Annotated in this window: 18 protein-coding genes; 12 read left to right on the forward strand and 6 right to left on the reverse strand. The window is 47.7% G+C overall.

What is annotated here, in order from left to right:
- The first annotated feature begins 10 nt into the window (after positions 1 to 10).
- From KTO58_RS20950 to KTO58_RS20990, 9 genes are all read left to right on the forward strand, one after another.
- Complete coding sequence (locus KTO58_RS20950; RefSeq protein ID WP_225859854.1) at positions 11 to 1,438, forward strand: bifunctional UDP-3-O-[3-hydroxymyristoyl] N-acetylglucosamine deacetylase/3-hydroxyacyl-ACP dehydratase; 1,428 nt, start codon at positions 11 to 13, stop codon at positions 1,436 to 1,438.
- Positions 1,438 to 2,241 (forward strand): acyl-ACP--UDP-N-acetylglucosamine O-acyltransferase, encoded by an 804-nt coding sequence (gene lpxA / locus KTO58_RS20955; RefSeq protein ID WP_095837523.1) that lies wholly within the window; start codon positions 1,438 to 1,440, stop codon positions 2,239 to 2,241. The genes KTO58_RS20950 and lpxA overlap by 1 nt, the downstream gene beginning before the upstream one ends.
- Entirely contained in the window at positions 2,225 to 2,842 is a 618-nt protein-coding gene (locus KTO58_RS20960; RefSeq protein ID WP_095837522.1) for an ABC transporter ATP-binding protein, read from the forward strand. Before lpxA ends, KTO58_RS20960 begins: the two co-directional genes overlap by 17 nt.
- A gap of 81 nt (positions 2,843 to 2,923) precedes the next feature.
- The gene (locus KTO58_RS20965) at positions 2,924 to 4,222 is read left to right on the forward strand and encodes an MFS transporter (protein WP_095837521.1); all 1,299 of its coding nucleotides are present in this window, start codon (positions 2,924 to 2,926) and stop codon (positions 4,220 to 4,222) included.
- Between the two features lie 63 nt (positions 4,223 to 4,285).
- Positions 4,286 to 5,125, forward strand: coding sequence for an MBL fold metallo-hydrolase (locus KTO58_RS20970; protein WP_095837520.1), 840 nt, complete (start codon positions 4,286 to 4,288; stop codon positions 5,123 to 5,125).
- An 81-nt stretch (positions 5,126 to 5,206) separates the two neighbouring features.
- The gene (locus KTO58_RS20975) at positions 5,207 to 5,587 is read left to right on the forward strand and encodes a co-chaperone GroES (protein WP_198315170.1); all 381 of its coding nucleotides are present in this window, start codon (positions 5,207 to 5,209) and stop codon (positions 5,585 to 5,587) included.
- Between the two features lie 248 nt (positions 5,588 to 5,835).
- On the forward strand, positions 5,836 to 7,392 hold the full coding sequence (locus tag KTO58_RS20980) for a helicase HerA-like domain-containing protein (RefSeq protein ID WP_225859855.1): 1,557 nt from the start codon (positions 5,836 to 5,838) through the stop codon (positions 7,390 to 7,392).
- A gap of 269 nt (positions 7,393 to 7,661) precedes the next feature.
- Positions 7,662 to 8,708: a Gfo/Idh/MocA family oxidoreductase gene (locus KTO58_RS20985; RefSeq protein WP_095841461.1), complete on the forward strand. Its 1,047-nt coding sequence runs from the start codon at positions 7,662 to 7,664 to the stop codon at positions 8,706 to 8,708.
- Between the two features lie 209 nt (positions 8,709 to 8,917).
- Positions 8,918 to 9,442 (forward strand): DUF4252 domain-containing protein, encoded by a 525-nt coding sequence (locus tag KTO58_RS20990; RefSeq protein ID WP_095837519.1) that lies wholly within the window; start codon positions 8,918 to 8,920, stop codon positions 9,440 to 9,442.
- Between the two features lie 60 nt (positions 9,443 to 9,502).
- Here the strand turns inward: KTO58_RS20990 and KTO58_RS20995 are convergent, their stop codons facing one another.
- Both KTO58_RS20995 and KTO58_RS21000 read right to left on the reverse strand, forming a co-directional pair.
- A complete protein-coding gene (locus KTO58_RS20995; RefSeq protein ID WP_095837518.1) occupies positions 9,503 to 11,419 on the reverse strand; it encodes a RecQ family ATP-dependent DNA helicase in 1,917 nt (638 codons plus the stop codon).
- Positions 11,420 to 11,467: 48 nt separating this feature from the next.
- Positions 11,468 to 13,573, reverse strand: a complete 2,106-nt coding sequence (locus KTO58_RS21000) for a heavy metal translocating P-type ATPase (protein WP_095837517.1) — start codon at positions 13,571 to 13,573, stop codon at positions 11,468 to 11,470.
- A 179-nt stretch (positions 13,574 to 13,752) separates the two neighbouring features.
- Here KTO58_RS21000 and tsaE point away from each other — a divergent pair, with 179 nt between their 5' ends.
- Positions 13,753 to 14,190, forward strand: a complete 438-nt coding sequence (tsaE, locus tag KTO58_RS21005) for a tRNA (adenosine(37)-N6)-threonylcarbamoyltransferase complex ATPase subunit type 1 TsaE (RefSeq protein WP_095837516.1) — start codon at positions 13,753 to 13,755, stop codon at positions 14,188 to 14,190.
- Positions 14,191 to 14,277: 87 nt separating this feature from the next.
- The gene (locus KTO58_RS21010) at positions 14,278 to 15,495 is read left to right on the forward strand and encodes an alanine dehydrogenase (RefSeq protein WP_095837515.1); all 1,218 of its coding nucleotides are present in this window, start codon (positions 14,278 to 14,280) and stop codon (positions 15,493 to 15,495) included.
- Positions 15,496 to 15,573: 78 nt separating this feature from the next.
- On the opposite strand, the gene KTO58_RS21015 is transcribed toward KTO58_RS21010, so the two are convergent.
- From KTO58_RS21015 to KTO58_RS21030, 4 genes are all read right to left on the reverse strand, one after another.
- Complete coding sequence (locus KTO58_RS21015; protein ID WP_225859856.1) at positions 15,574 to 16,821, reverse strand: porin family protein; 1,248 nt, start codon at positions 16,819 to 16,821, stop codon at positions 15,574 to 15,576.
- 49 nt (positions 16,822 to 16,870) lie between these two features.
- On the reverse strand, positions 16,871 to 17,671 hold the full coding sequence (locus tag KTO58_RS21020; RefSeq protein WP_225859857.1) for an undecaprenyl-diphosphate phosphatase: 801 nt from the start codon (positions 17,669 to 17,671) through the stop codon (positions 16,871 to 16,873).
- A gap of 145 nt (positions 17,672 to 17,816) precedes the next feature.
- Positions 17,817 to 18,083, reverse strand: coding sequence for a DUF3098 domain-containing protein (locus KTO58_RS21025; RefSeq protein ID WP_095837512.1), 267 nt, complete (start codon positions 18,081 to 18,083; stop codon positions 17,817 to 17,819).
- A gap of 54 nt (positions 18,084 to 18,137) precedes the next feature.
- Positions 18,138 to 18,962: a cell division protein FtsX gene (locus KTO58_RS21030; protein WP_157752813.1), complete on the reverse strand. Its 825-nt coding sequence runs from the start codon at positions 18,960 to 18,962 to the stop codon at positions 18,138 to 18,140.
- 194 nt (positions 18,963 to 19,156) lie between these two features.
- On the opposite strand from KTO58_RS21030, the gene leuS reads away from it, so the two are divergent.
- On the forward strand, positions 19,157 to 21,922 hold the full coding sequence (gene leuS, locus KTO58_RS21035; protein WP_095837510.1) for a leucine--tRNA ligase: 2,766 nt from the start codon (positions 19,157 to 19,159) through the stop codon (positions 21,920 to 21,922).
- Positions 21,923 to 21,944 lie beyond the last annotated feature (22 nt).

A 21,944-nucleotide genomic window follows, 5' to 3' on the forward strand; every position in this document is an offset into this window, starting at 1 on the left:
ACGTTACATTATGATGGAAAATCAACAGTTGCAAAACCAGCACACCCTGAAGGAGGCAATTACTATTTCGGGTGTTGGATTGCATACGGGAGCCCACGTAAATATGACGCTCAAGCCGGCGAATCCCGGTTTTGGCATTAAGTTTCAGCGCATCGATCTGCCTGGTCAACCAGTTGTAAAGGCGGATGTAGACTATGTAGTAGATACCACCCGTAGCACTACCCTGGAGCATAACGGAGCCCGGGTAAGTACGGTAGAACATATCATGGCAGCACTGGCCGGCACTGGTGTTGACAATGCACTGGTAGAGCTGGATGGGGGAGAGATCCCTATTATGGATGGCAGTGCACAACCTTTTGTGGAGGCGATAGAAAAGGTAGGGTTACAGGATCAGGATGCGAAGAAGATCTATTATTCTATAGATACGAATATCAGTTATAACGATGAGGGGAAGCAGGTAGAGATGGTGGCCTTGCCGGCTATCGATTACCGGATCACGTGTCTGATCGACTTTAACTCTCCGGTGTTGGGTACGCAGCATGCGAATCTGAAGGGCATACAGGAGTTTAACAAGGAGATTGCTCCTTGTCGTACTTTCTGTTTTCTGCATGAGTTAGAGTATCAGTTGTCGCTGAACCTGATTAAGGGTGGTGATATTAACAATGCGATTGTGGTGGTGGACCGTCCTGTTAGTGAGGAGGAGTTGCAACGGCTGGCGAAGGCGTTCAACCGGGAGAAGATATCTGTGCAACGGGAAGGTATATTGAACAATATAGAGTTGCGTTTTCCGAATGAGCCGGCTCGTCATAAGTTGTTGGATGTGGTAGGAGATCTGGCGTTGATTGGTGTTCCTATCAAGGCGCATATTATTGCCAATCGTCCGGGTCATGCTTCGAATGTGGAGTTTGCCCGAAAGATCAAGGCTTATATCAAGAAGAACAAACATGCCCGGGATATTCCTATTTATGATCCGAATCAACCGCCGGTGTTTGACATTCGTCGTATACAGCGTACGTTGCCGCACCGTTATCCGTTTCTGCTGGTGGACAAGATCATCGAGTTGTCTGACAACCAGGTAATTGGTATTAAGAATGTGACGATCAACGAGCCATTTTTCCAGGGGCATTTTCCAGGTAATCCTGTAATGCCTGGGGTGTTGCAGGTGGAGGCGTTGACGCAGGTAGGCGGTATGCTGGCATTGAATACGGTACCGGACCCGGAGAACTATGACACATATTTTCTAAAGATAGACAACTGTAAATTCAAGCAAAAGGTATTACCCGGCGACACGATGATCCTGAAGATGGATCTGTTAAGTCCGATCAGGAGGGGTATTGTAGAAATGCGGGGAACAGTATTTATTGGAAACAAAATAGCTACCGAGGCTGATCTGGTGGCACAGATTATAAAAACAAGAGAAGGCACAAATAACAGCTAATGATTCATCCGCTTACATACATTCATCCGGATGCCAAGGTGGCGCCAAATGTAAAGATAGATCCGTTCACGGTCATTCATAAAAACGTAGAGATCGGCGAGGGCACGTGGATCGGTTCTAACGTTACTATTATGGAAGGCGCCCGTATCGGCAAGAACTGCCGTATATTTCCGGGATCTGTTATTTCTGCTATTCCGCAGGATCTGAAGTTTGCAGGGGAAGAGACGATTGTGGAGATTGGTGACAATACGACTATCCGTGAGTTTGTGACGATCAACCGTGGTACTAAAGACAAATGGAAGACCTCAATTGGCAAACATTGTCTGATCATGGCATATTGCCATATTGCGCATGACTGCATCATCGGGGATTACTGTATTTTCTCGAACAATACGACGCTGGCTGGTCACATTACTATAGGTGATCATGTGGTGTTGGCGGGTATGGTTGCTGTGCAGCAGTTCTGTAAGATAGGGCAACATGCTTTTGTGACTGGTGGTTCGCTGGTACGGAAGGATGTACCTCCTTATGTAAAGGCTGCGCGTGAGCCGTTGTCTTATGTGGGTGTGAACTCTATAGGGCTGAAGCGTCGTGGATTCTCTATTGAGAAGATCAATCATATTCTGGATATATACCGTGTGATCTTTGTAAAGAACAACAACGTTTCTAAAGCGATCAGTCTTCTGGAGGCTGAGTTTCCGGCTACTGATGAGCGGGATGAGATCTTATCATTCATCCGTGATTCCGGCCGAGGTATCATGAAAGGTTATACTACGCGATCTAATAATGACGATCTCCCTTAATCAGGTTGGCAAGCGATTTAACTACGATTGGATCTTCCGTCGGGTTACCGCTACTTTTGAGCGAGGCGGGCGATATGCGATACTAGGTTCCAATGGATCCGGCAAGTCGACGCTTTTGCAAGTGATCAGCGGCCATCTGCATCATAATGAGGGGACGATTCAATATCAAACACCGGAAAAGTCTATTGGCAACGATGCATTTTTCCGGTATTTTGCACTTTCCGCCCCTTACCAGGAACTGGTAGAGGAGTTTACCCTAGCGGAGTGTATTGACTTCCATTTAAAATTCAAGACTTTCCTTCCTGGTATTACTATTCAGCAAGCCGTTGCGGCGGTAGGGCTGGAGAAAGCGATGGATAAGCAGATCCGTTATTTTTCTTCCGGCATGAAGCAGCGTATCAAGCTGTCTTTGGCGATCTTTTCAGATGTGCCTGTATTGTTGCTGGATGAGCCGTGTACCAATCTGGATGCTGCCGGTGTGGCCATTTATCAGCAGTTATTGCGGGATCACCTGGGAGAGCGGTTACTGATCGTCAGTTCTAACGACGAGCAGGAGTATTTTCTTTGCGAGCAGCATATCCATATACAGGATTATAAATAATTCCGAATTATAATTATTTGTGGGGTAGATTGTTATTTGTTATTTGCGCGTTATATTCACAGCTACTAATAACTCTCCTAGATGCAAACTGCCAGTAAAAAAGTCATCAATGGTTGGGCCATGTACGACTGGGCCAATTCTGTCTACAACCTGGTGATCACTACTACTTTCTTTCCTATTTATTTTACGAGTGCGACGCATGCTCATTTTGGCAGTGAGAACATTCCTTTTTTCGGGAAGTTGTTTGTGAATTCTGCCCTTTATGATTATGCCTTGGCGGCGGCCTTTTTACTGGCGGCGATCCTGTCTCCTATCCTTTCTTCAATTGCGGATACGCGAGGTAATAAAAAGAATTTTCTCCGCATGTTCACGTTGCTGGGAGGTATATCCTGTTCGGCATTGTATTTCTTCACCGGTGCCAATGTGGAGTATGGTGTTATTTTGTTTTTGCTGGCGACGCTGGGCTATTGCGGAGGGTTAGTGTTTTACAACTCCTATTTGCCGGAGATCGCGATTCCGGAGGACCGGGACCGTATTAGTGCGAAGGGGTTTGCATTAGGTTATGTAGGCAGTGTGATCTTGCAGCTGATTGGTTTTGTGTTGGTAGCGGTGAAACCTTTTGGCTTGACGGACGGTAGTGCGGTGCTGGTTACTTTCCTGCTGGTAGGTATCTGGTGGATCGGCTTTGCGCAGTTCACCCTGCGCCGGTTGCCGGACAGCGTGGGTAGTATACAGACACATGGTGGTAGTGTATTGACGGAAGGTTTTACGGAGTTGAAGAAAGTATATGCGCAGGTAAAAGTGATGCCTGTGCTGAAGCGTTTTCTTCGTGGTTTTTTCTTTTACAGCATGGGTGTGCAGACGGTGATGCTGGCGGCTACGCTGTTTGGCAGTAAGGAGTTGAATCTTCCCTCAACGAACCTGATCATCACGGTGGTGATCATACAGGTGGTGGCTATCTTAGGCGCCTGGGGTATGGCACGGTTGTCCGGCATTTTCGGTAACCTGAAAGTACTGATAGGTGTGGTATTGGCCTGGATAGGTATTTGTTTTGCAGGTTATCATATGCGTACTGCCAATGATTTTTATATACTGGCTACAGCGGTAGGCCTGGTGATGGGAGGTGTGCAGTCACTTAGTCGCAGTACCTATGCCAAGCTGATGCCGGAGACGAAGGACACCGCCTCTTTTTTCAGTTATTATGATGTAACGGAGAAGTTGTCGATCGTGATCGGCATGTTCAGTTTTGGTTATATAGAGGAGTTGACGGGCAGCATGCGTAACTCAGTGCTGGCGTTGATGTTATTCTTTGCTATTGGTTTGATCTGGATTGTCTCTGCGTTGGTGAAGCAGCGGCAGGAAGCGAGGGTCAACGCATAGCGGTTGTCTTTTGTACAGGTGTATGCAATTCGTTAGTTTTATAGTCATCTAAAATGTCAGACTATGAAACTATATACGATTGATACGGGCTTTTTTAAATTGGACGGCGGCGCAATGTTTGGCGTAGTGCCTAAGAGTATCTGGAACAAGCTGAACCCTGCGGATGAGAATAACCTGTGCACCTGGGCGATGCGTTGTCTGCTGATAGAAGACGGTAACCGGTTAATATTGATAGACAATGGCATAGGTGACAAGCAAGATGAAAAGTTCTTCAGCCATTACTACCTGCATGGAGATGCTACGTTAGATAAATCGCTTGCACAACACGGTTTTCACCGGGATGATATTACGGATGTCTTTTTGACTCACCTGCACTTTGATCACTGTGGTGGTTCTATTATCCGGTCGGGAGAGCGGTTGCTTCCTGCGTTTAAGAACGCTACTTACTGGAGTAATGAAGCGCATTGGAAATGGGCGACTCAGCCTAATGACCGTGAGAAGGCTTCTTTTCTGAAAGAGAATATCCTGCCTATACAGGAAAGCGGTCAGCTACAGTTTGTGGTGCAGGAAGAAGGTGTCAAATTTACAGATCATATGCAGATCCGTTTTGCGCACGGGCATACTGATGCTATGATGCTGCCGCAGCTACGCTATAAGGACAAAACGATCGTTTACATGGCAGACCTCCTGCCCTCTACCGGGCATATCCCTCTCCCCTATGTGATGGCCTATGACATGTTCCCACTTACTACATTACAGGAAAAGAAACGTTTCCTGGAGGAGGCGCAGCAGCAGCAATATATTCTTTACCTGGAGCATGATCCGCTTCATGCATGTTGCACTTTACAGCTAACAGATCGTGGTATACGGGTGGGCGAGACTTTTTCCCTGAATGAAATTTAAGCAGTCTCTGGTGTCAATATGGCACTAAAACTGCTCCTGCATACAATTTGCTATAATGTAAGCCAGGAAAAGCAACGTGAAATGGCGATTCATCTTACAATAGACAACAAATTGAAGAAGCTGATCGTAGTAGGCGACCGGGTGCTGGTAAAGCCTTCGACCCCACATGAACGGACAGAAAGCGGGTTGTATCTGCCTCCTGGTGTACAGGATCGGGAGAAGGTGCAGCAGGGGTATGTGATCAAAACCGGTCCCGGTTATGCGATCCCTGTTCCGGCGGAGGATGATGAAGTGTGGAAGCCGGCAGATGAAAAGGTGAAATACATTCCTTTGCAGGCCAGAGAAGGTGATTTAGCCATCTTTTTACTAGGTGGGTCTACCGAGGTGGTATATCAGGGAGAGAAGTACTTTATCGTACCTCAGAACGCGATCCTGATGCTGGAGCGCGAAGAAGATCTCTGATCCGTTATATACAGACTTTATCTCCGGATCATATCCGGATCTCCATATATCAGATTCCAGGCAGTATGTCATATCTCACCGATATGGTAGCTTCCTGGAATTTTTTTGTTTTCCCCCTGCCGTCAGTGATGACTTTGCCTTCTTTTTAATAACTTACCCCTGCAAGTCGAAGGGCCTTTTTATCCGCATACGGGCTGCATGTGACGAGATATTATTTACTGTGAACACCTACCGTAAAACATTAAACCATGGCAAACAAAGAAGCATTCCTGGACTACATCAAAGCCGGCTATACATTTAAAGGAGAATTTTTCAAGCTGGGTTGTGCTATGCTTGACGGCGTTGTAGTAGCAGGGGCCGACGTCAATTTACCATTAAAGACGCTGAACCGTCACGGGTTGATAGCCGGGGCGACGGGTACTGGAAAGACGAAAACGCTGCAGGTGATCGCGGAGGGGTTAAGTGATGCCAGTGTGCCTGTATTGCTGATGGATATAAAAGGAGACTTGAGTGGTATTGCTGCGGCGGGGATTTCCAATGCGAAGATAGCAGAGCGATATGATAAGATAGGCGGCAACTGGTCGGCCAGTGCCTATCCTACGGAATTGTTATCGCTGAGCCATGAGAAGGGGGTACGTCTGCGTGCTACTGTTAGTGAGTTCGGTCCGGTACTGTTGTCCAAAATACTGGAGCTGAACGATACACAGGCCGGGCTGGTGGCTATGTTGTTTAAATACTGTGATGATAATAAACTGCCGTTACTAGACCTGAAGGACTTCAAAAAGGTATTACAATATTCCAGTGCGGAAGGCAAGGCGGAGCTGGAGAAGGACTATGGTAAGATCTCTACGACATCGACAGGTACGATCTTGCGCAAGGTGATAGAGCTGGAGCAGCAGGGTGCGGGTATTTTCTTCGGGGAGAAGTCTTTCGAGGTGGATGATCTGATGCGTATTAGTGATGATGGGCGTGGGGTGATCTCTATTGTGCGGGTGACGGATATACAGGACCGGCCTAAGTTGTTCTCCACTTTTATGCTGAGCTTGTTGGCCGAGCTATATGCTACGTTGCCGGAAGAAGGAGACCTGGATAAGCCTAAATTGGTACTGTTTATCGACGAGGCGCACCTGATATTCCAGGAAGCCAGCGATGCATTGTTGCAGCAGATAGAGACTATTGTAAAACTGATCCGTTCCAAAGGGGTAGGTATCTTTTTCTGTACGCAGAATCCTATGGATGTGCCTCCTTCTGTGTTGGGGCAGTTGGGGTTGAAGGTGCAGCATGCCTTGCGAGCCTTCACTGCCAATGACCGCAAAACGATCAAACAAACGGCGGAGAACTATCCACTGTCTGACTACTATAAAACGGATGAGCTCCTGACACAGATAGGCATTGGCGAAGCGCTGATCACCTGTTTGAATGAGAAGGGCACTCCTACTCCATTGGCAGCTACTATGCTGGTATCTCCCCGGTCCCGCATGGATGTGCTGACGTCTGCGGAGATCGACCAGTTGGCAGACGGTTCTAAACTGGTGAAGAAGTATAATGAAGAGATCGATAACGAGAGTGCTTATGAAATATTAACTGCCAAACTGGAAGAAGCGGCGGAAAAGAGTGCGGCAGCGCCTGCTGCCAAGGGTAATGGTGGTAAGACCAAGGAAGAGAAAGGCATGCTGGAAACGGTGCTGGATAGTTCGGTGGCACGGCAGGTAGGGCGTACGGCGGCGAGTATGATCACCAGAACCTTACTGGGCGCGCTGGGTCTGGGAGGTAAAAGTAAAAAGAAAGGCAGCAGCTGGTTTTAGGCACTGGTATTATCCTCCGAAAAAGCTCTACAAGTTAATGGGCTACCGTACGCGCCGTTTTACAGCGGAGTCTCAGCAGCGATACTGGCGTTGGCTTTATTTCTGTTGCCGGACACGGCCCTTCCGTGGATGGGTACTGAATTAATGGCGTTTACAACCTCTGCTTTTATTACACTTGTATTTGGCTTTGTTCCTGTTTATCTTACAGAACGTAAACTCAGACAGCGTACTTAGGTGTGATGTCTTACAATACAGCAAAATTTTCAGATATGGATAAAGTGATCAAAACAGGAATTTGTTCTTATGGTATGTCCGGGCAGGTGTTTCATGCCCCTTTTTTACATGTGCATCCGGGCTTTGAATTTACGGCAGTAGTGGAAAGGAGTAAACATCTGGCGCAGCAGCGTTATCCCGAGGTGAAGGTGTATGGCAGTGTGGAGGATATGTTGCAGGACGCCTCTTTGGAACTGATCGTTGTGAATACGCCTAACTATACACACTACGACTATGCCAAGCAGGCATTACTTGCCGGCAAACATGTGATCGTAGAAAAGCCATTTACGGTAGATGTAAAGCAAGGCGAGGAATTAATCCAACTGTCTGCGGAGAAGGGATTGTTACTGAGTGTATATCATAACAGGCGTTATGACAGCGATTACAAGATTGTACGTAAGGTAGTTGAATCGGGTTCATTAGGAGACCTGCTGGAAGTAGAAATACATTATGACCGTTTCAAAGAGGAGTTGAGTTACAAGAAACATAAAGAGATCGCTCAGGCAGGTACCGGTGCCTTATATGATCTGGGCTCTCACCTTATCGATCAGGCGTTGACCCTGTTTGGGATGCCACAACGCTTGTGGGCAGATATCCGTATCATTCGGAAAGACTCGGTAGTAGACGATTATTTTGAAGTAGTGTTGTACTATGAACAGCTGCGGGTACGGTTAAAATGTAGTTACCTGATACGGGAAGCATTACCTGCTTATGCCTTACATGGCAGAAAAGGTTCGTTCATCAAAACGAAGTCGGATACACAGGAAGCGATGCTATTAAAAGGTTTAATGCCCAATAGCCCGGACTGGGGTGCAGAAGCACCACATGAATGGGGACTGCTACATACCGAGATAGACGGTAAGATCGTTAAACAATATCTTCCTTCTACCAATGGCAACTACCTGGATTATTACCAGGGTATTTATGATACTTTACGTAACAAGGTAAGTAACCCGGTAGCACCGACAGATGGATTGAATGTGATTCGCATCATTACTGCTGCTTTTGAGAGTAGCAAAGAAGGAAAAGTCATTACCCTCTGACAGAAAATATCACTTTTTTTTAGCTGGTCGTAAGTGCATAATTATTAGATAATTATGCACTTACGACCAGCTCCTTTTAGGGCTATCTATTTTTTTTCAAAAAAAATGAGCCGGTTTTGTAACAAAGTATTTTACGGGTCGTCTCCTTTCTATAACGCGCTATTAATACCTATAGGACTCCGAATTAACTAATAACACAAACTCATTTTATGAAAAGGTATATCGTACTCGCGCTGCTGGTATTCAGCGGCCTGCAACTCTCTGCACAACAAAAAAGTGCTATTGATCAATTTTTCCAGAAATATGAAGGAGATGAGGGCTCTACTGTGGTGAACATTCCGCCTAAAACCTTTACTATGTTCGGCAAGCTGGATATCGACAGTAAGGAGGGTCAGCAGATCAACCAGTTATTGAAGCAGATCAGCGGTTTTCGGTTGATCTCCAAGGAGAATACTGATCGCGGCAAGCAAATGTTTAAAGAGGCTTATTCTTTCCTGACGAAAGACTTTGAAGATCTGCTCACGGTGCGTGATGGTAAAGATGATGTGCGTTTCATGGTGAAAGAAAACGGCCGGGGTAATATTTCTGAATTGGTGATGCTTGTAGGAGGAGAAAAAGAATTTGTGGCGATGAGCCTTACCGGTGATATCAATCTCAGTGAGATCGGCAAACTGGCTAATGGTATGAACATCAACGGCATGAAACATTTTAAAAAGATCAACGATTCAAAATAGTCCCTCCGTCTTTCTTTCCGCCATTCTGCTATTCCTCACGGACGCGTGGGGAATACGCATTTAACCAGGTTTAATGGTTCCTGATAATATCCCATCCTTATTACGAAATGCTTTTCCTTCTGTGATCAAGAACTGTAGTATTTCCAGTACCTGTGTTTCTTCGATTTCTGGTAATCTTAACAGTAAATCCTGTAATGACATTTCCTGTTGTTGCAGGATTATGGTGATTTGTGCCGCGATTGTATCAAACCGTTCTTTGGTGATACTGGTGCTCTTTCTTTTTACGCATACATCACATATTCCACAATCTTCGCTTTCCTGCTGACCGAAGTATGTTACGAGCTGGCGGGTACGACAGCTCGTATTATCTTCTATATAAGTGATCATTGCTTTTACCCGTGCGGTGTAGGCGGCACGGCGGGCGGCTACATGCTCCATGTCTACCTGGAGGTGCCGGGCAGGTACTCTTTCCTGCAGGAAGCTCAGTTGTGGTTCTTCCCGGCGTGGATGGTAGGCGATCATACCGATCTGGTGTAATTGTTCCAAACCCTGTATGATCTCTTCTTCCGTGCTATACAGTATGCGGGCGAGTTGTTTTTCGTATACCGGTACCATGGTATCGTAGATCCCTTCATAGGTGCGTAGTAAGGATTTAAAGAGGCGGTCCAGCCGGGGTTGTTTTTCTTCCAGGAGGTGTAGTCCTTCTCTTCCTGTGATGACTTCTGCACGGGAGGGCAGGAAAACGCTTTCACTCAGCTGGAGTATCCCTTCCTGGGACAATATCCGGATAGCGCTGTAGGCCATCGTAATATTTAGCTGGAAGGTCTTTACAAAGCTGTTGATATCGAAGTTGTAGTATACGCCTTCTGTTTCCCCTACAGGCACTTGTAAGTAGTTGACGATACATTGATATACCTCTTTAATCTCCTGCAGGGCGGGGAACTGCAGCGGTATTTTTTCGAGCATATCATGCAGTTCCTGTTGATGATATAGAAGTACCGCATATGCTTTCATTTCATCTCTGCCGGCACGTCCAGCTTCCTGGTAATATGCTTCCGGGCTATCCGGGGCATCGTAGTGTATTACTAATCTTACATTGGGTTTATCGATGCCCATACCGAATGCATTTGTACAGACCATTACTCTGATCCTGTCTTTCATCCAATCTTCCTGCCGTATGGTCCTTTCTTGGGCGGGCAGTCCTGCATGGTAATAATTGGCTGCTATACCCTTTGCCTGCAGTTGTCCGGCTATTTCCCGGGTGCGTTTACGATTGCGGCAATAGATGATAGCGCACCCCGGCACCCGTTCGAGGATATGTAATATTTTCGCTGGTTTGGCTATCTCTGGCAGCACGGTATAGGAGAGATTGGGCCGGGCAAAGCTCTTGAAGAAAGTGCGGGTATTTACCATCTGCAGCTTATCGCAGATATCCTGTTGCACTTCCAGCGTAGCGGAAGCTGTCAGCGCCAGCATCTTTGCCTGGGGGAAAAGCGGACGTATCGTTGCTATCTGCAGATAGGCCGGTCTGAAATCATATCCCCATTGCGATATACAATGCGATTCATCTACTGCGATGAGGGATACGGGCAGGCCATCACAATACTGTTTAAATAATTTGCTTTGTAGTCTTTCCGGGGAGACGTAGAGGAACTTATAGGCGCCACGGCGGGCACTTTCCATTGCTTTTTCCACTTCCTGGTAGTACATCCCGGCGTAGATGGCTCTTGCCGGGATCCCGCGCTGGCGCAGATTATCGACCTGGTCCCTCATCAGGGCGATCAGTGGGGTGATTACCAGGCAGAGGCCATCCATCATCATGGCTGGTACCTGGAAGCAGATCGATTTACCACCACCGGTTGGTAACAGGGCTAACGTATCATGTCCATCCAAGATAGCGCGGATAATATCTTCCTGGACGGGCCTGAAAGCATTATATCCCCAATATTGTTGTAATACGGATACCGGTGACGACAAGCCTTACTGATTTATTGAACCGTAAAAGTAAGGAGAAAGGTGTAGCTGTCAGCTTACTTTTTTATAGCGTAGTCTTACGGAATTGACGGCCAGTACGATATCAGACACTCCCATGATTGCTGCTCCAACTATGGGGTTCAGGAATCCGAGTGCTGCTACTGGGATGGCTATTATATTGTATGCAAATGCCCAGAAGAGGTTTTGTTTGATGGTGAGATAGGTGTGTTTGCCGAGGCCCAATGCGAGTGGAAGGGATTGCAGGCTATGTCTGAGCAGTACGACGTTGGCGGTTTGCATGGCGACCTGGGAGGCATCGCTGAGGGAAATCCCGATGGTAGCTTTGGCCAGTGCCGGTGCATCGTTGATACCATCTCCGACCATTGCTACTGGCGCCTCTTTCATGAGGGTTTCTATTTTCTGTAGTTTTTGTTCCGGAGACTGCCCGGCGTAGACTTCTTCTATACCGACGGCGGCAGCCAGTTCCTGGCATTTCCGGGCGGTATCGCCACTTAACAGGATAGGTTTGATACCTGCCTGTTTAAGTTGTTTCACTACTGCGGCAGCTTCCGGGCGCAGTTCATCGGAGAAATCTATCCAGCCGGCGAGCTGCCCATTTTTGAGCAGGTAGATATTATGATGATCGTCGTCGGTGGCATGTTGTGCCATGGCATAAGCGCCCAGCAGCCATTCGTTCCCTTCTTTATCCCGTCCTTGCATACCTTTTCCTTTCAGCTCCCTGATTTGTTGTAGTCCGGCATCGCCATTACTTTTCCACCAGGATGTGATGGAGCGGGCAATCGGATGGGAAGAGAATTTCTCCAAGCTATATACGGTGCGTTTGAAGTCCAGCTCTGTCATTCCAAAGTACTGGTAATTACCCAGTTGCAATTTGCCGGTGGTCAGTGTACCTGTTTTATCGAATACTACCTGGGAGATATCTTTAAAAGCTTCGAGGGTGTGTGCTCCTTTGATGAGTATGCCATTGTTGGCAGCCCGTCCCAGTCCGACCATTACTGCTGCAGGGGTGGCTAATCCCATGGCGCAGGGGCATGCGATCACCAGCACGGCTATACTGCGCATCATGGCGGTATCGGCGGGGACATGACCAATCAGCCACCATCCCAGGAAGGTAACCAGTGCGATCGCCAGTACGGAGGGTACGAAGATGGCGCTGATACGATCAGCCAGTTTTTGCATGGGAGGTTTATTGGTCTGTGCCTGTTTGACCAGTTCGATAATATAGGACAATACGGTGTCTTTGCCGGTGGCGGTAATGAACATTTTGATGCTACCCTCTTGCAATATGGTACCTCCTATTACTTTGTCTTTATCTTTTTTGGCGACTGGCAGGCTTTCTCCTGTGATCATAGATTCGTCGACATGGCCGCTGCCCCAGTAGATGCTACCATCCATTGGGATCTTGTCGCCGGTGTTGACCAGTACCCGGTCTCCTGGTTTCAGGTCTCGGTTGTCGATATGTGTAAGTTCTTCATCGCCATTGGTGTTGACGGTCAGTTTGCGGGCGATGGTGACCTGTAATCGGGCGAGGGCGGTGAGGGCGGTAGTGGTTTGTTTTACGGAGCGTTCTTCCAGCAGGTTACCCAGGAATACCAGGGTGATGATGGCGGCTGCGGTCTCGAAGAACAGATAGTCTTCGCCCAGGTGCAGGAGGAGGCCGGTGAGGCTATAGCCATAGGCGGCGACGGCACCGAGGGTAACCAATACATCCATATTGGCCATTCTGTTGGTCAGGGAGCGCCAGGCGCTGCGTCCGAAGTGCCACATGCCTATTGCAAAAACGGGGGTGGTAAGGGCCAGCTGTACGACAGGGTTGTGTAGCCAGGGCCAGTCTACCCACATGTGTAATAGCAGTGGTGCGGTAAATATGGCGCAGCATATGAATTTAAAGGAGAGAGTGCGCAGGAAGTCTGTAGGCGACGGTTTATCTTCCGGGCGGACTACCTGGTATCCAAGTTGGTCGATGCCTTTCAGGACTTCTTTTGAATCGGCTCCTATGGGTAGGGTGAAGCTCAGTTCTTCGGTGGCAAAGCTGACGTTGACATCTTGCATGCCTTTTTCTTCCAGGTACCGGGAGACGGTCCGGGCACAGCTGGTGCAGTTCATTCCTCGTACTCTACAACTAATCGTTTCCATATAGAGAGAAAAATAGCGGTATTACAAATATAGCAGCCGGCATCAGGATAGTATCGCAGCCTGTAAGGGTCGGCGGCTGGATGTTACCAAAGGTAGTGATGGACGGGATACGGCTGTAAAATATTAATGCAACGGAATTGCTTATTTGAGAGCGGAGTGGAAATGCTTATTTTTACCGGATGGAATGGATATTTTCCGTGGAGGAGTTACCGGCAGTAGCGACATCTTTCTGGGCTACGTTTACCGGGTCGCACGTGTTTACGCTGGAGGGGCAGATGGGCGCCGGCAAGACTACGCTGGTCAATGCGCTATGTACTGCCAGGGGGGTATTGGATACTACCGCGAGCCCCACATATGCCATTATCAACCAATATCATTTCGAGGATACTGCCGGGCAGGAGCAGCTTATTTACCACCTAGACCTTTACCGGCTACGGGATGAGGAAGAAGCGATAGCTGCCGGCGTAGAAGATTGTCTTTACGAAGGGGCCACCTGCTTCGTAGAGTGGCCGGATATCGTGTTAAGGATATTACCCCCAGGCAGTGTAAGGCTGCAGCTGGAGGTATTACCGGATCAAAAAAGGCGGCTGACAGCCGGGGTTCCGTCTGACAAATAGTGTATCTTTGGATAGCTGTACAGCGACAACATCTTTAAGGACAGATGACAACATCACATAAAGCAATGTATCAATATTGACACCCATATGGAGCAAAGGCAAAAACCTGTTGTGAGTGCTGGCTTTACCTATTCACCACTGGAAGAAACGCTGGATATTCCTCAAAAAAATTCCCGTTTATTCATAGGTATTCCCAAGGAAACCTCCTTCCAGGAGAACCGTATTGCCCTAACCCCAGATGCGGTTAGTATCTTAGCGAGTAACGGACACCATGTGGTAGTAGAACATAAAGCTGGCGATGGCTCACACTTTTATGATACGGATTATTCCGAGGCAGGCGCTGAGATCGTGTATGACAAGAAGGAGGTCTTTAAAGCGGAAATCATTGTAAAATCCGCGCCTCTGAATGATGAGGAGATCGAACTGTTGCGTCCTCATCAGATTGTGATATCTCCCATACACCTGGCAGCCCTTAAAGCCCAGCAGGTACAGAAGATGATGGACAAGCGTATTACGCTGCTCTCTTTTGAAAACCTGAAGGACGATGCGGGGACTTATCCCATTGTGCGCGCCATGAGTGAAATTGCCGGGGCAGCTGTGATGCTGATCGCCGGTCAGTACCTGAGTAATGATAATCGTGGTAAAGGTATCCTTCTGGGTGGCATTACCGGTATTCCCCCTACTAAGGTGGTGATCATCGGAGCAGGCATCGTAGGGGAGTTTGCTGCCCGTACGGCTCTCGCATTGGGCTCGTCTGTGAAAGTATTCGATAATAATATCTATAAGCTGAAAAGGCTGCAGAATAATATTGGGGTGCGGGTGTTCACTTCCGTTATCCAACCCAAGGTGCTGGCTGAGCAGCTGCGTAATGCCGATGTGGCCGTAGGTGCCCTCTCCTCCCAGAGTGGCCGTACGCCGGTGGTAGTTACGGAAGCGATGGTCAGCAATATGAAAGCTGGTTCTGTTATTGTGGATGTAAGTATAGACCGTGGCGGTTGTTTTGAGACCTCGGATATTACTACGCACGAGAACCCGGTATTTAAAAAGTACGATGTGCTACACTACTGTGTGCCTAATATCCCTTCGGGCTTTGCGCGTACAGCGAGTGAAGCGATCAGTAATGTGCTGATGCCGTTACTGATCGAAGCGGCTGACGACGGTGGCTTTGAGAACCTGGTATGGATAAAGAGAGGAGTGCGGAATGGTATTTACTTATATAAAGGCGCGTTGACGAACTACCATCTCAGTGAAAAGTTCAAGTTGAAGTATACGGACCTGGAGCTTCTGCTGGCCGTTAAAGGATAATATGATACCAACATACAAAAGATAGCCCCGGTAGTCTGGCTACTGGGGTTATCTTTTTATTTTTTAGTGGCAGGCGGATCAGAATAAACGATATTTCAGCATGGCCTGGTAGCTGGCCACGGAGATCTTCAGGCTGTTGTAGGAAGAAAATCCATTACTGCGGGCATGTCTTAACTCTAACTGGAAGCGGCTATATTCCAGTCCGGCGCCGAATATGAGTGATTGTTCCAGTCTGCGCGGTCCTTCGATCGCCTCTTTTATTTCTGTGTCTGTGGACGAGTATACCACCTTCTGCTCCGTCTTGGCATTCCATGCAGCGGCGCCGGCCACCCCGACATTTACAAAGGGATGCCATTTGCCTTTCGGATAGGTGTAGCGGAAGAGCAGGTCCAGCTGTATATAAGAAAGGTCAAATTTTCTTTCTGTATATCGACCGCTGGCGGGTGTACCTTGCCATTCTGTTTTTACTGACTTGTAGGTAAGCCCCGTGTGCAGTGAGAAGTCACGTACACCACGGGAAAAAGGCACATCCAGCCACACGCCCAGTAAGGGGCTGCTGCCATTCTTATAGCCATCGGCCACCAGGGGATGATTACCTTTAAAGCGTATATTATTCTGGCTAAAACCTGCCTGTATACCGAAATGTACTTTATTTTTAGTGGAAGCCTGTACGATGGTCCGGGTAGCAGCTTCGCTTCCTTTACAGTTATTATAACGCAGGAATATATTGCTCAATGACTTTTCAGTATAGCTTACTGCTGCTGTGCGTTTGCGTACTTCCTGGCAATCGTTGAAGAGCAGGTCTAGCTGTTCATGGTAGTAGTCCATTGTTTGCAGTGATGTACCTACTGCATGGGCATTGATCATTTGTTTTATGACTTTCAGTTCTTCTGGTTGCCGGTCTGCTCCGTCATAAAAATAGTGTTCCCGGTTGTGTTCATCTGTGAAGCTATACAGGCTCAGACTCCCTTGTACCAGCTGCATGGCGAAGACGGTATCCTGCTGGTATACTCTTTCCGTATGGTTGGACAGGTAATCCATTGTATGTGGTGTAATGTCCAGTTTTAGCCATTTGCTCAGGTACAGCTCATTCGTGCTGCTAATGCGGAAACCGCTGATCGCCGGTGGCCTGAATGTCTGAATGGGGGCATTGGGAGCAGTTCTAAAGCGGATCTCTGTGGGGGTAATGTTCCAGTTCCGGTAGTCGATGTAGCCCGGTAATGAATCTTTTTGCAATGTAATGATAGTGGCGGGCACATAATTACGTTGTGCAAAAGCATTGCTGCCCATGCATACCAGTAACAGGTACAGGAATAAAATTCTCATCTATGTTTGTTTTAAAAATTGCTACAGTAAGGTCCGTTTATGGAAGAAGTTATACTTCGAGTTTATATCCCATGAAGATAGCGATCAATATAATGATGCCGACGATGATACGATAATATCCCCATACCCGGAATCCGTATTTTTTCAAGGCGCCGATAAAGAATTTAATGGCCAGCATTGCTACGATAAAAGCCACAACATTACCTACGAGTAACAGCTTCAGGTTGTCCATATTCGACATCAGTAGTTCACGGCCTTTGAGGAGTTTGTATCCGGTGGCTGCGGCCATGGTAGGCACTGCCAGGAAGAAAGAGAATTCGGCGGCTACATCGCGGGTGAGTTTCTGCTGCATACCGCCGATGATAGTGGCGGCGCTGCGGCTCACGCCCGGGATCATGGCAATACATTGGAAGAAGCCGATGCGAAGTGCCTGGAATACGGTCATCTGCTCATCGGAATGTACTTTGGGATCTTTGAACCAGTTATCTACGAAGAGCAGTACGATGCCACCCAGCAGTAGCATGACGCCTACTACGAGTGGGCTTTCCAGCAGGGTATCGATCTTATCGCTGAACAGGTATCCGAATATCAAAGCGGGGATGACGGCGATGATCAGTTTAAAATAGAAGAAGAGCCGGTTTTTGTCAAACACCAGGAACTTTCTCCAGTAGAGTACCACTACGGCCAGGATAGCGCCCAATTGTATACATACCTCGAATAGTTTGGTAAATTCATCTTTATTGATGCCCAGCAAGGCGCTGGTGATGATCATGTGACCGGTGGATGATACCGGTAAAAACTCTGTCAGTCCTTCAACTATGGCGATGATGATCGCTTCGAGAATGCTCATGAGCGTGAAATGAAAAGAATTATAGAATATGAATGATAATGACGGTCACGCTGCTGCAAGCATTGTACCATAAAAAAAAGCGATGACTGCTCATCGCTAAGGGAAGGTCATTCCGCAGGGACCTCACCAGCTATCTGATACGGGATCAGGCCTTAGGTCTGCGCATAATAGCGTATACTTCTACCAGCAGGCCCAATACGATCACGATCGGGGCCAGGGTAATACGGCGGAAGCTGTATACTTCTTCAGGTTTGAAGGTATTAGGATCGTTGCTGTTGCCACCCATCATCAGGAAAAAACCGATGAGGATCAGCGCCAATCCTGCTATCATGAATTTGAAATTATCTTTTGCAAAAACAGGGCGGGTATCTTCCGCTGTCTTTTCTCCTGCTTTTTTAGCTTCTATAGCCATGTGGGAATAAGTTTCAAGGTTGTCAAAATTAAGCAGCTGTCACTTTATCCGGGATCAATACAGATCATCTAGTTTCAGGCGCAGGTACTTCATCACAGAGCGATGGGTACTTACCAAAGATATGAATATACCGATCACTATCATGCCGATGAACATGAGGGTAATCATAAAATAATCTCTCATGCCACTCAGTTCGGGCAGCAGTCTATCTGCGAAATACAGTAATCCCATCAGGCCAGCGATGGCGAGGATGGCACTAAGCGCCCCATTGATGATACTCCTTATATCAAACGGCTTGGCAATGAACCAACGGGTAGCGCCTACCATTTGCATCGTTTTGATCAGGAAGCGGTTGCTGAACATTGCCAGGCGGATGGTATTATCGATCAGAATGATCACGATCAGGGCTAGCAGGGCGCTGATCGCCAGTATTACGATACCGATCTTACGGACATTCTCGTTGAGTTTATCCACCAGCAGGCGTTGATAGGATATCTCCCTTACTATGTTTTGCTGGGTAAGTACATTTTCTATAATGCGCAGGCTGTCGGAGTTGACATAGCCGGCGTTGGCTTTGATGTTGATGCTGGCGTATAAGGGGTTATATTGCAGCAGGTTAATGAAATCCTCGCCGAATTCTTTTTTGAAACGCTGGGCAGCCATGTCTTTAGAGACATATTCAATAGATTTGACGTAAGGTTTTTTGGCAATGGAGTCTTTCAGGGCCAATGCCTGGTTTTCCTTTACGTTGTCGCGCAGGATTACCTGTACCTCTATACTCTCCTTAAAGTAAGCGCTGAGTCTGTTAGCATGAATCACTATCATCCCCAGTGTTCCCAGCAGGAAGAGTACCAGGGCCACACCTATTATGGAATACAAATAGGATGGTTTGGACTTTTTTGCTGATGATTTCCCGGATTGAGCCATTAATCTACCGTTTATCGGCGAAAATAATAAAAATTAGTAGTTATGTTTACTTTTGCCATTCATAACGAGATTTTAACATTTTTATTGGTACTGATAAAGTATAGCGTTTACTAACGCTTATCTTGTACCGGTTATATTTTTAGATTATGGAATACAACTTCAGGGCTATTGAGCAAAAATGGCAGCAACAATGGAAAGATTCGCATGCTTACCGGGTAAGCAATAACAGCCCCCAACCCAAATTTTACGTACTGGATATGTTCCCTTACCCATCGGGAGCAGGTCTGCATGTAGGCCACCCGCTGGGCTACATCGCTTCTGACATATATGCACGTTATAAACGGCTAAAAGGCTATAATGTACTGCATCCGATGGGATATGATGCATTCGGGCTGCCAGCCGAGCAATATGCACTGGAAACAGGGCAGCATCCTGCTGTTACTACCGAGCAAAATATCAATGCCTTCCGCAGGCAGCTGGACAATATCGGTTTTTGTTACGACTGGGAGCGGGAGTTACGTACCAGCGATCCGCAGTATTATAAATGGACCCAATGGATATTCCTTCAGCTGTTCGACAGCTGGTATGACCGCAGCACCCGGAAGGCCACCCGCATCAGCGAGCTGGTAAAGATCTTCGAGACTGCGGGTAATACTGCTCACGAGTGTCCCGGCGACCGGCAGCTGCATTTCAGTGCCGAACAATGGAAAACATTAGATCTCCCCAGACAACGGGAAATACTGATGCACTACCGGCTGGCCTACTTGGCTTACGCAGAGGTGAACTGGTGTCCTGCATTAGGGACCGTACTGGCTAATGATGAAGTAGTGAACGGTGTAAGCGAACGCGGTGGTCATCCGGTGATCAAAAAACAAATGCGCCAGTGGTTCTTGCGTATTACTGAGTACGCTAACCGCTTGCTTGAGGGGCTGGAAACTGTTGACTTCAGCGACGCCATGAAAGAGATGCAACGTAACTGGATCGGCAAGAGCCAGGGCGCTGAGATCAAATTCCAGGTGACAGACAGTACTGCTGTCATAGATGTATATACTACCCGTCCAGACACCATCTTTGGTGTTGATTTCATTGTACTGGCCCCAGAACATGAACTGGTCACGACTATTACCACCGATGGCCAGCGTGATGAAGTGACCCAATACCTGGACTATGTGCAAAGCCGCTCTGAAAGAGAACGGCTGGCAGAAGTAAAACAGGTAACTGGTGCCTTTACCGGCGCCTTTGCCATCAACCCATTCAGCGGCCAACAGCTACCTATCTGGATATCAGAATATGTACTGGCCGGATATGGTACCGGCGCTATTATGGCCGTACCTTGCGGCGATCAGCGCGACTTTCTGTTTGCCCGTCATTTCGATATCCATATTACCAATATCATCGGTGATGCCTTTACCGGTGAGGCAGCCAACCCTACCAAAGAAGCTACCCTGCAGAACAGCGGCTTCCTCGATGGGTTGGAGATGAAAGCCGCTATGGACGTGGCTGCCGATAAAGTAGAAACGTTGGGCATCGGCAAACGCAGGATCAACTACAAAATGCGCGATGCAGGCTTCAGCCGTCAACGTTATTGGGGAGAACCCTTCCCTATCGTTTACAAGGATGATGTGCCGTATGCCATCGACGAATCGTCCCTGCCACTGGAGCTGCCATTTGTAGAAAACTATAAACCAGGAGAAGAAGGCGAAGGCCCTCTGGCCAACATCAAAGACTGGGTAAACGTAGCCCCTGGCGAAAAGCGGGAAACGAATACCATGCCCGGTTATGCCGGTAGCAGCTGGTATTTCCTGCGCTACATGGATCCTCATAATACCGCTGCCTTCGCAGACCGTGCTGCCACCGACTACTGGAACCAGGTAGATGTCTATATCGGCGGTACCGAACACGCCGTAGGCCACCTGCTCTATTCCCGCTTGTGGACCAAAGTATTATTTGATCTCGGCTATATCGGATTCGACGAACCTTTCCGGAAGCTGATCAACCAGGGTATGATAGGCGGTAACTCCCGCCTGGTATACCGTATCCGCGGTACGCAACAGTTCGTTTCCTATAATCTCAGAGATCAGTACGACACCGACGAGCTGCACGTTGATGTGAACATCGTGGATGGCGTGGAACTGGACACCGTTGCCTTCAGAAACTGGAAACCCGACTTCAGCGATGCTACCTTCCTCCTGGAAGATGGCAAATATATCTGCGGTACGCTCCAGGAGAAGATGAGTAAGCGTTTGTTCAACACTGTTAATCCGGACGATATCGTCAACAGGTTCGGTGCGGATACCTTCCGCATGTACGAGATGTTCCTTGGACCGGTAGAGCAGTCCAAGCCCTGGGATACCAAGGGAATAGAAGGCGTTCACCGCTTCCTCAAAAAGCTGTGGCGGCTGTATGTGGATGAGCAGAAGGGCGTGATCGTAACAGAGGCAGCTCCTACCGCAGAAGAACTGAAAGTATTGCACAAGACCATCCAAAAGATAGATACCGCTACAGACAGCTTTTCTTATAATACCGCCGTCAGCCAGTTTATGATCTGTGTGAATGAACTGGCCTCCCTGAAGTGTAACAAACGCAGTATCCTGGAACAGGTGCTGATATTGCTGACGCCGTATGCACCACATATTGCAGCAGAACTGTGGCAACTCCTGGGTCATACAGACAGCATATTGGATGCTACCTATCCTGTATTTGACGAGCAGCATGTAAAAGAATCCGAGTTTAACTACCCGGTAGCAGTGAACGGTAAAACACGCACCGAGATGGGATTCCCGGTAGATACGGATAATGCGGTCATGGAATCCGCCGTACTGGCCAATGAGGTCGTACAGAAATGGACGGAAGGCAAACCGGTAAAAAAGGTAGTGATCGTAAAAGGCAGAATGATCAATGTAGTGATATAACAAAAGGCAGCAGCTACTGCTG

The sequence above is a fragment of the Chitinophaga pendula genome, from assembly GCF_020386615.1.
GTDB lineage: Bacteria > Bacteroidota > Bacteroidia > Chitinophagales > Chitinophagaceae > Chitinophaga > Chitinophaga pendula.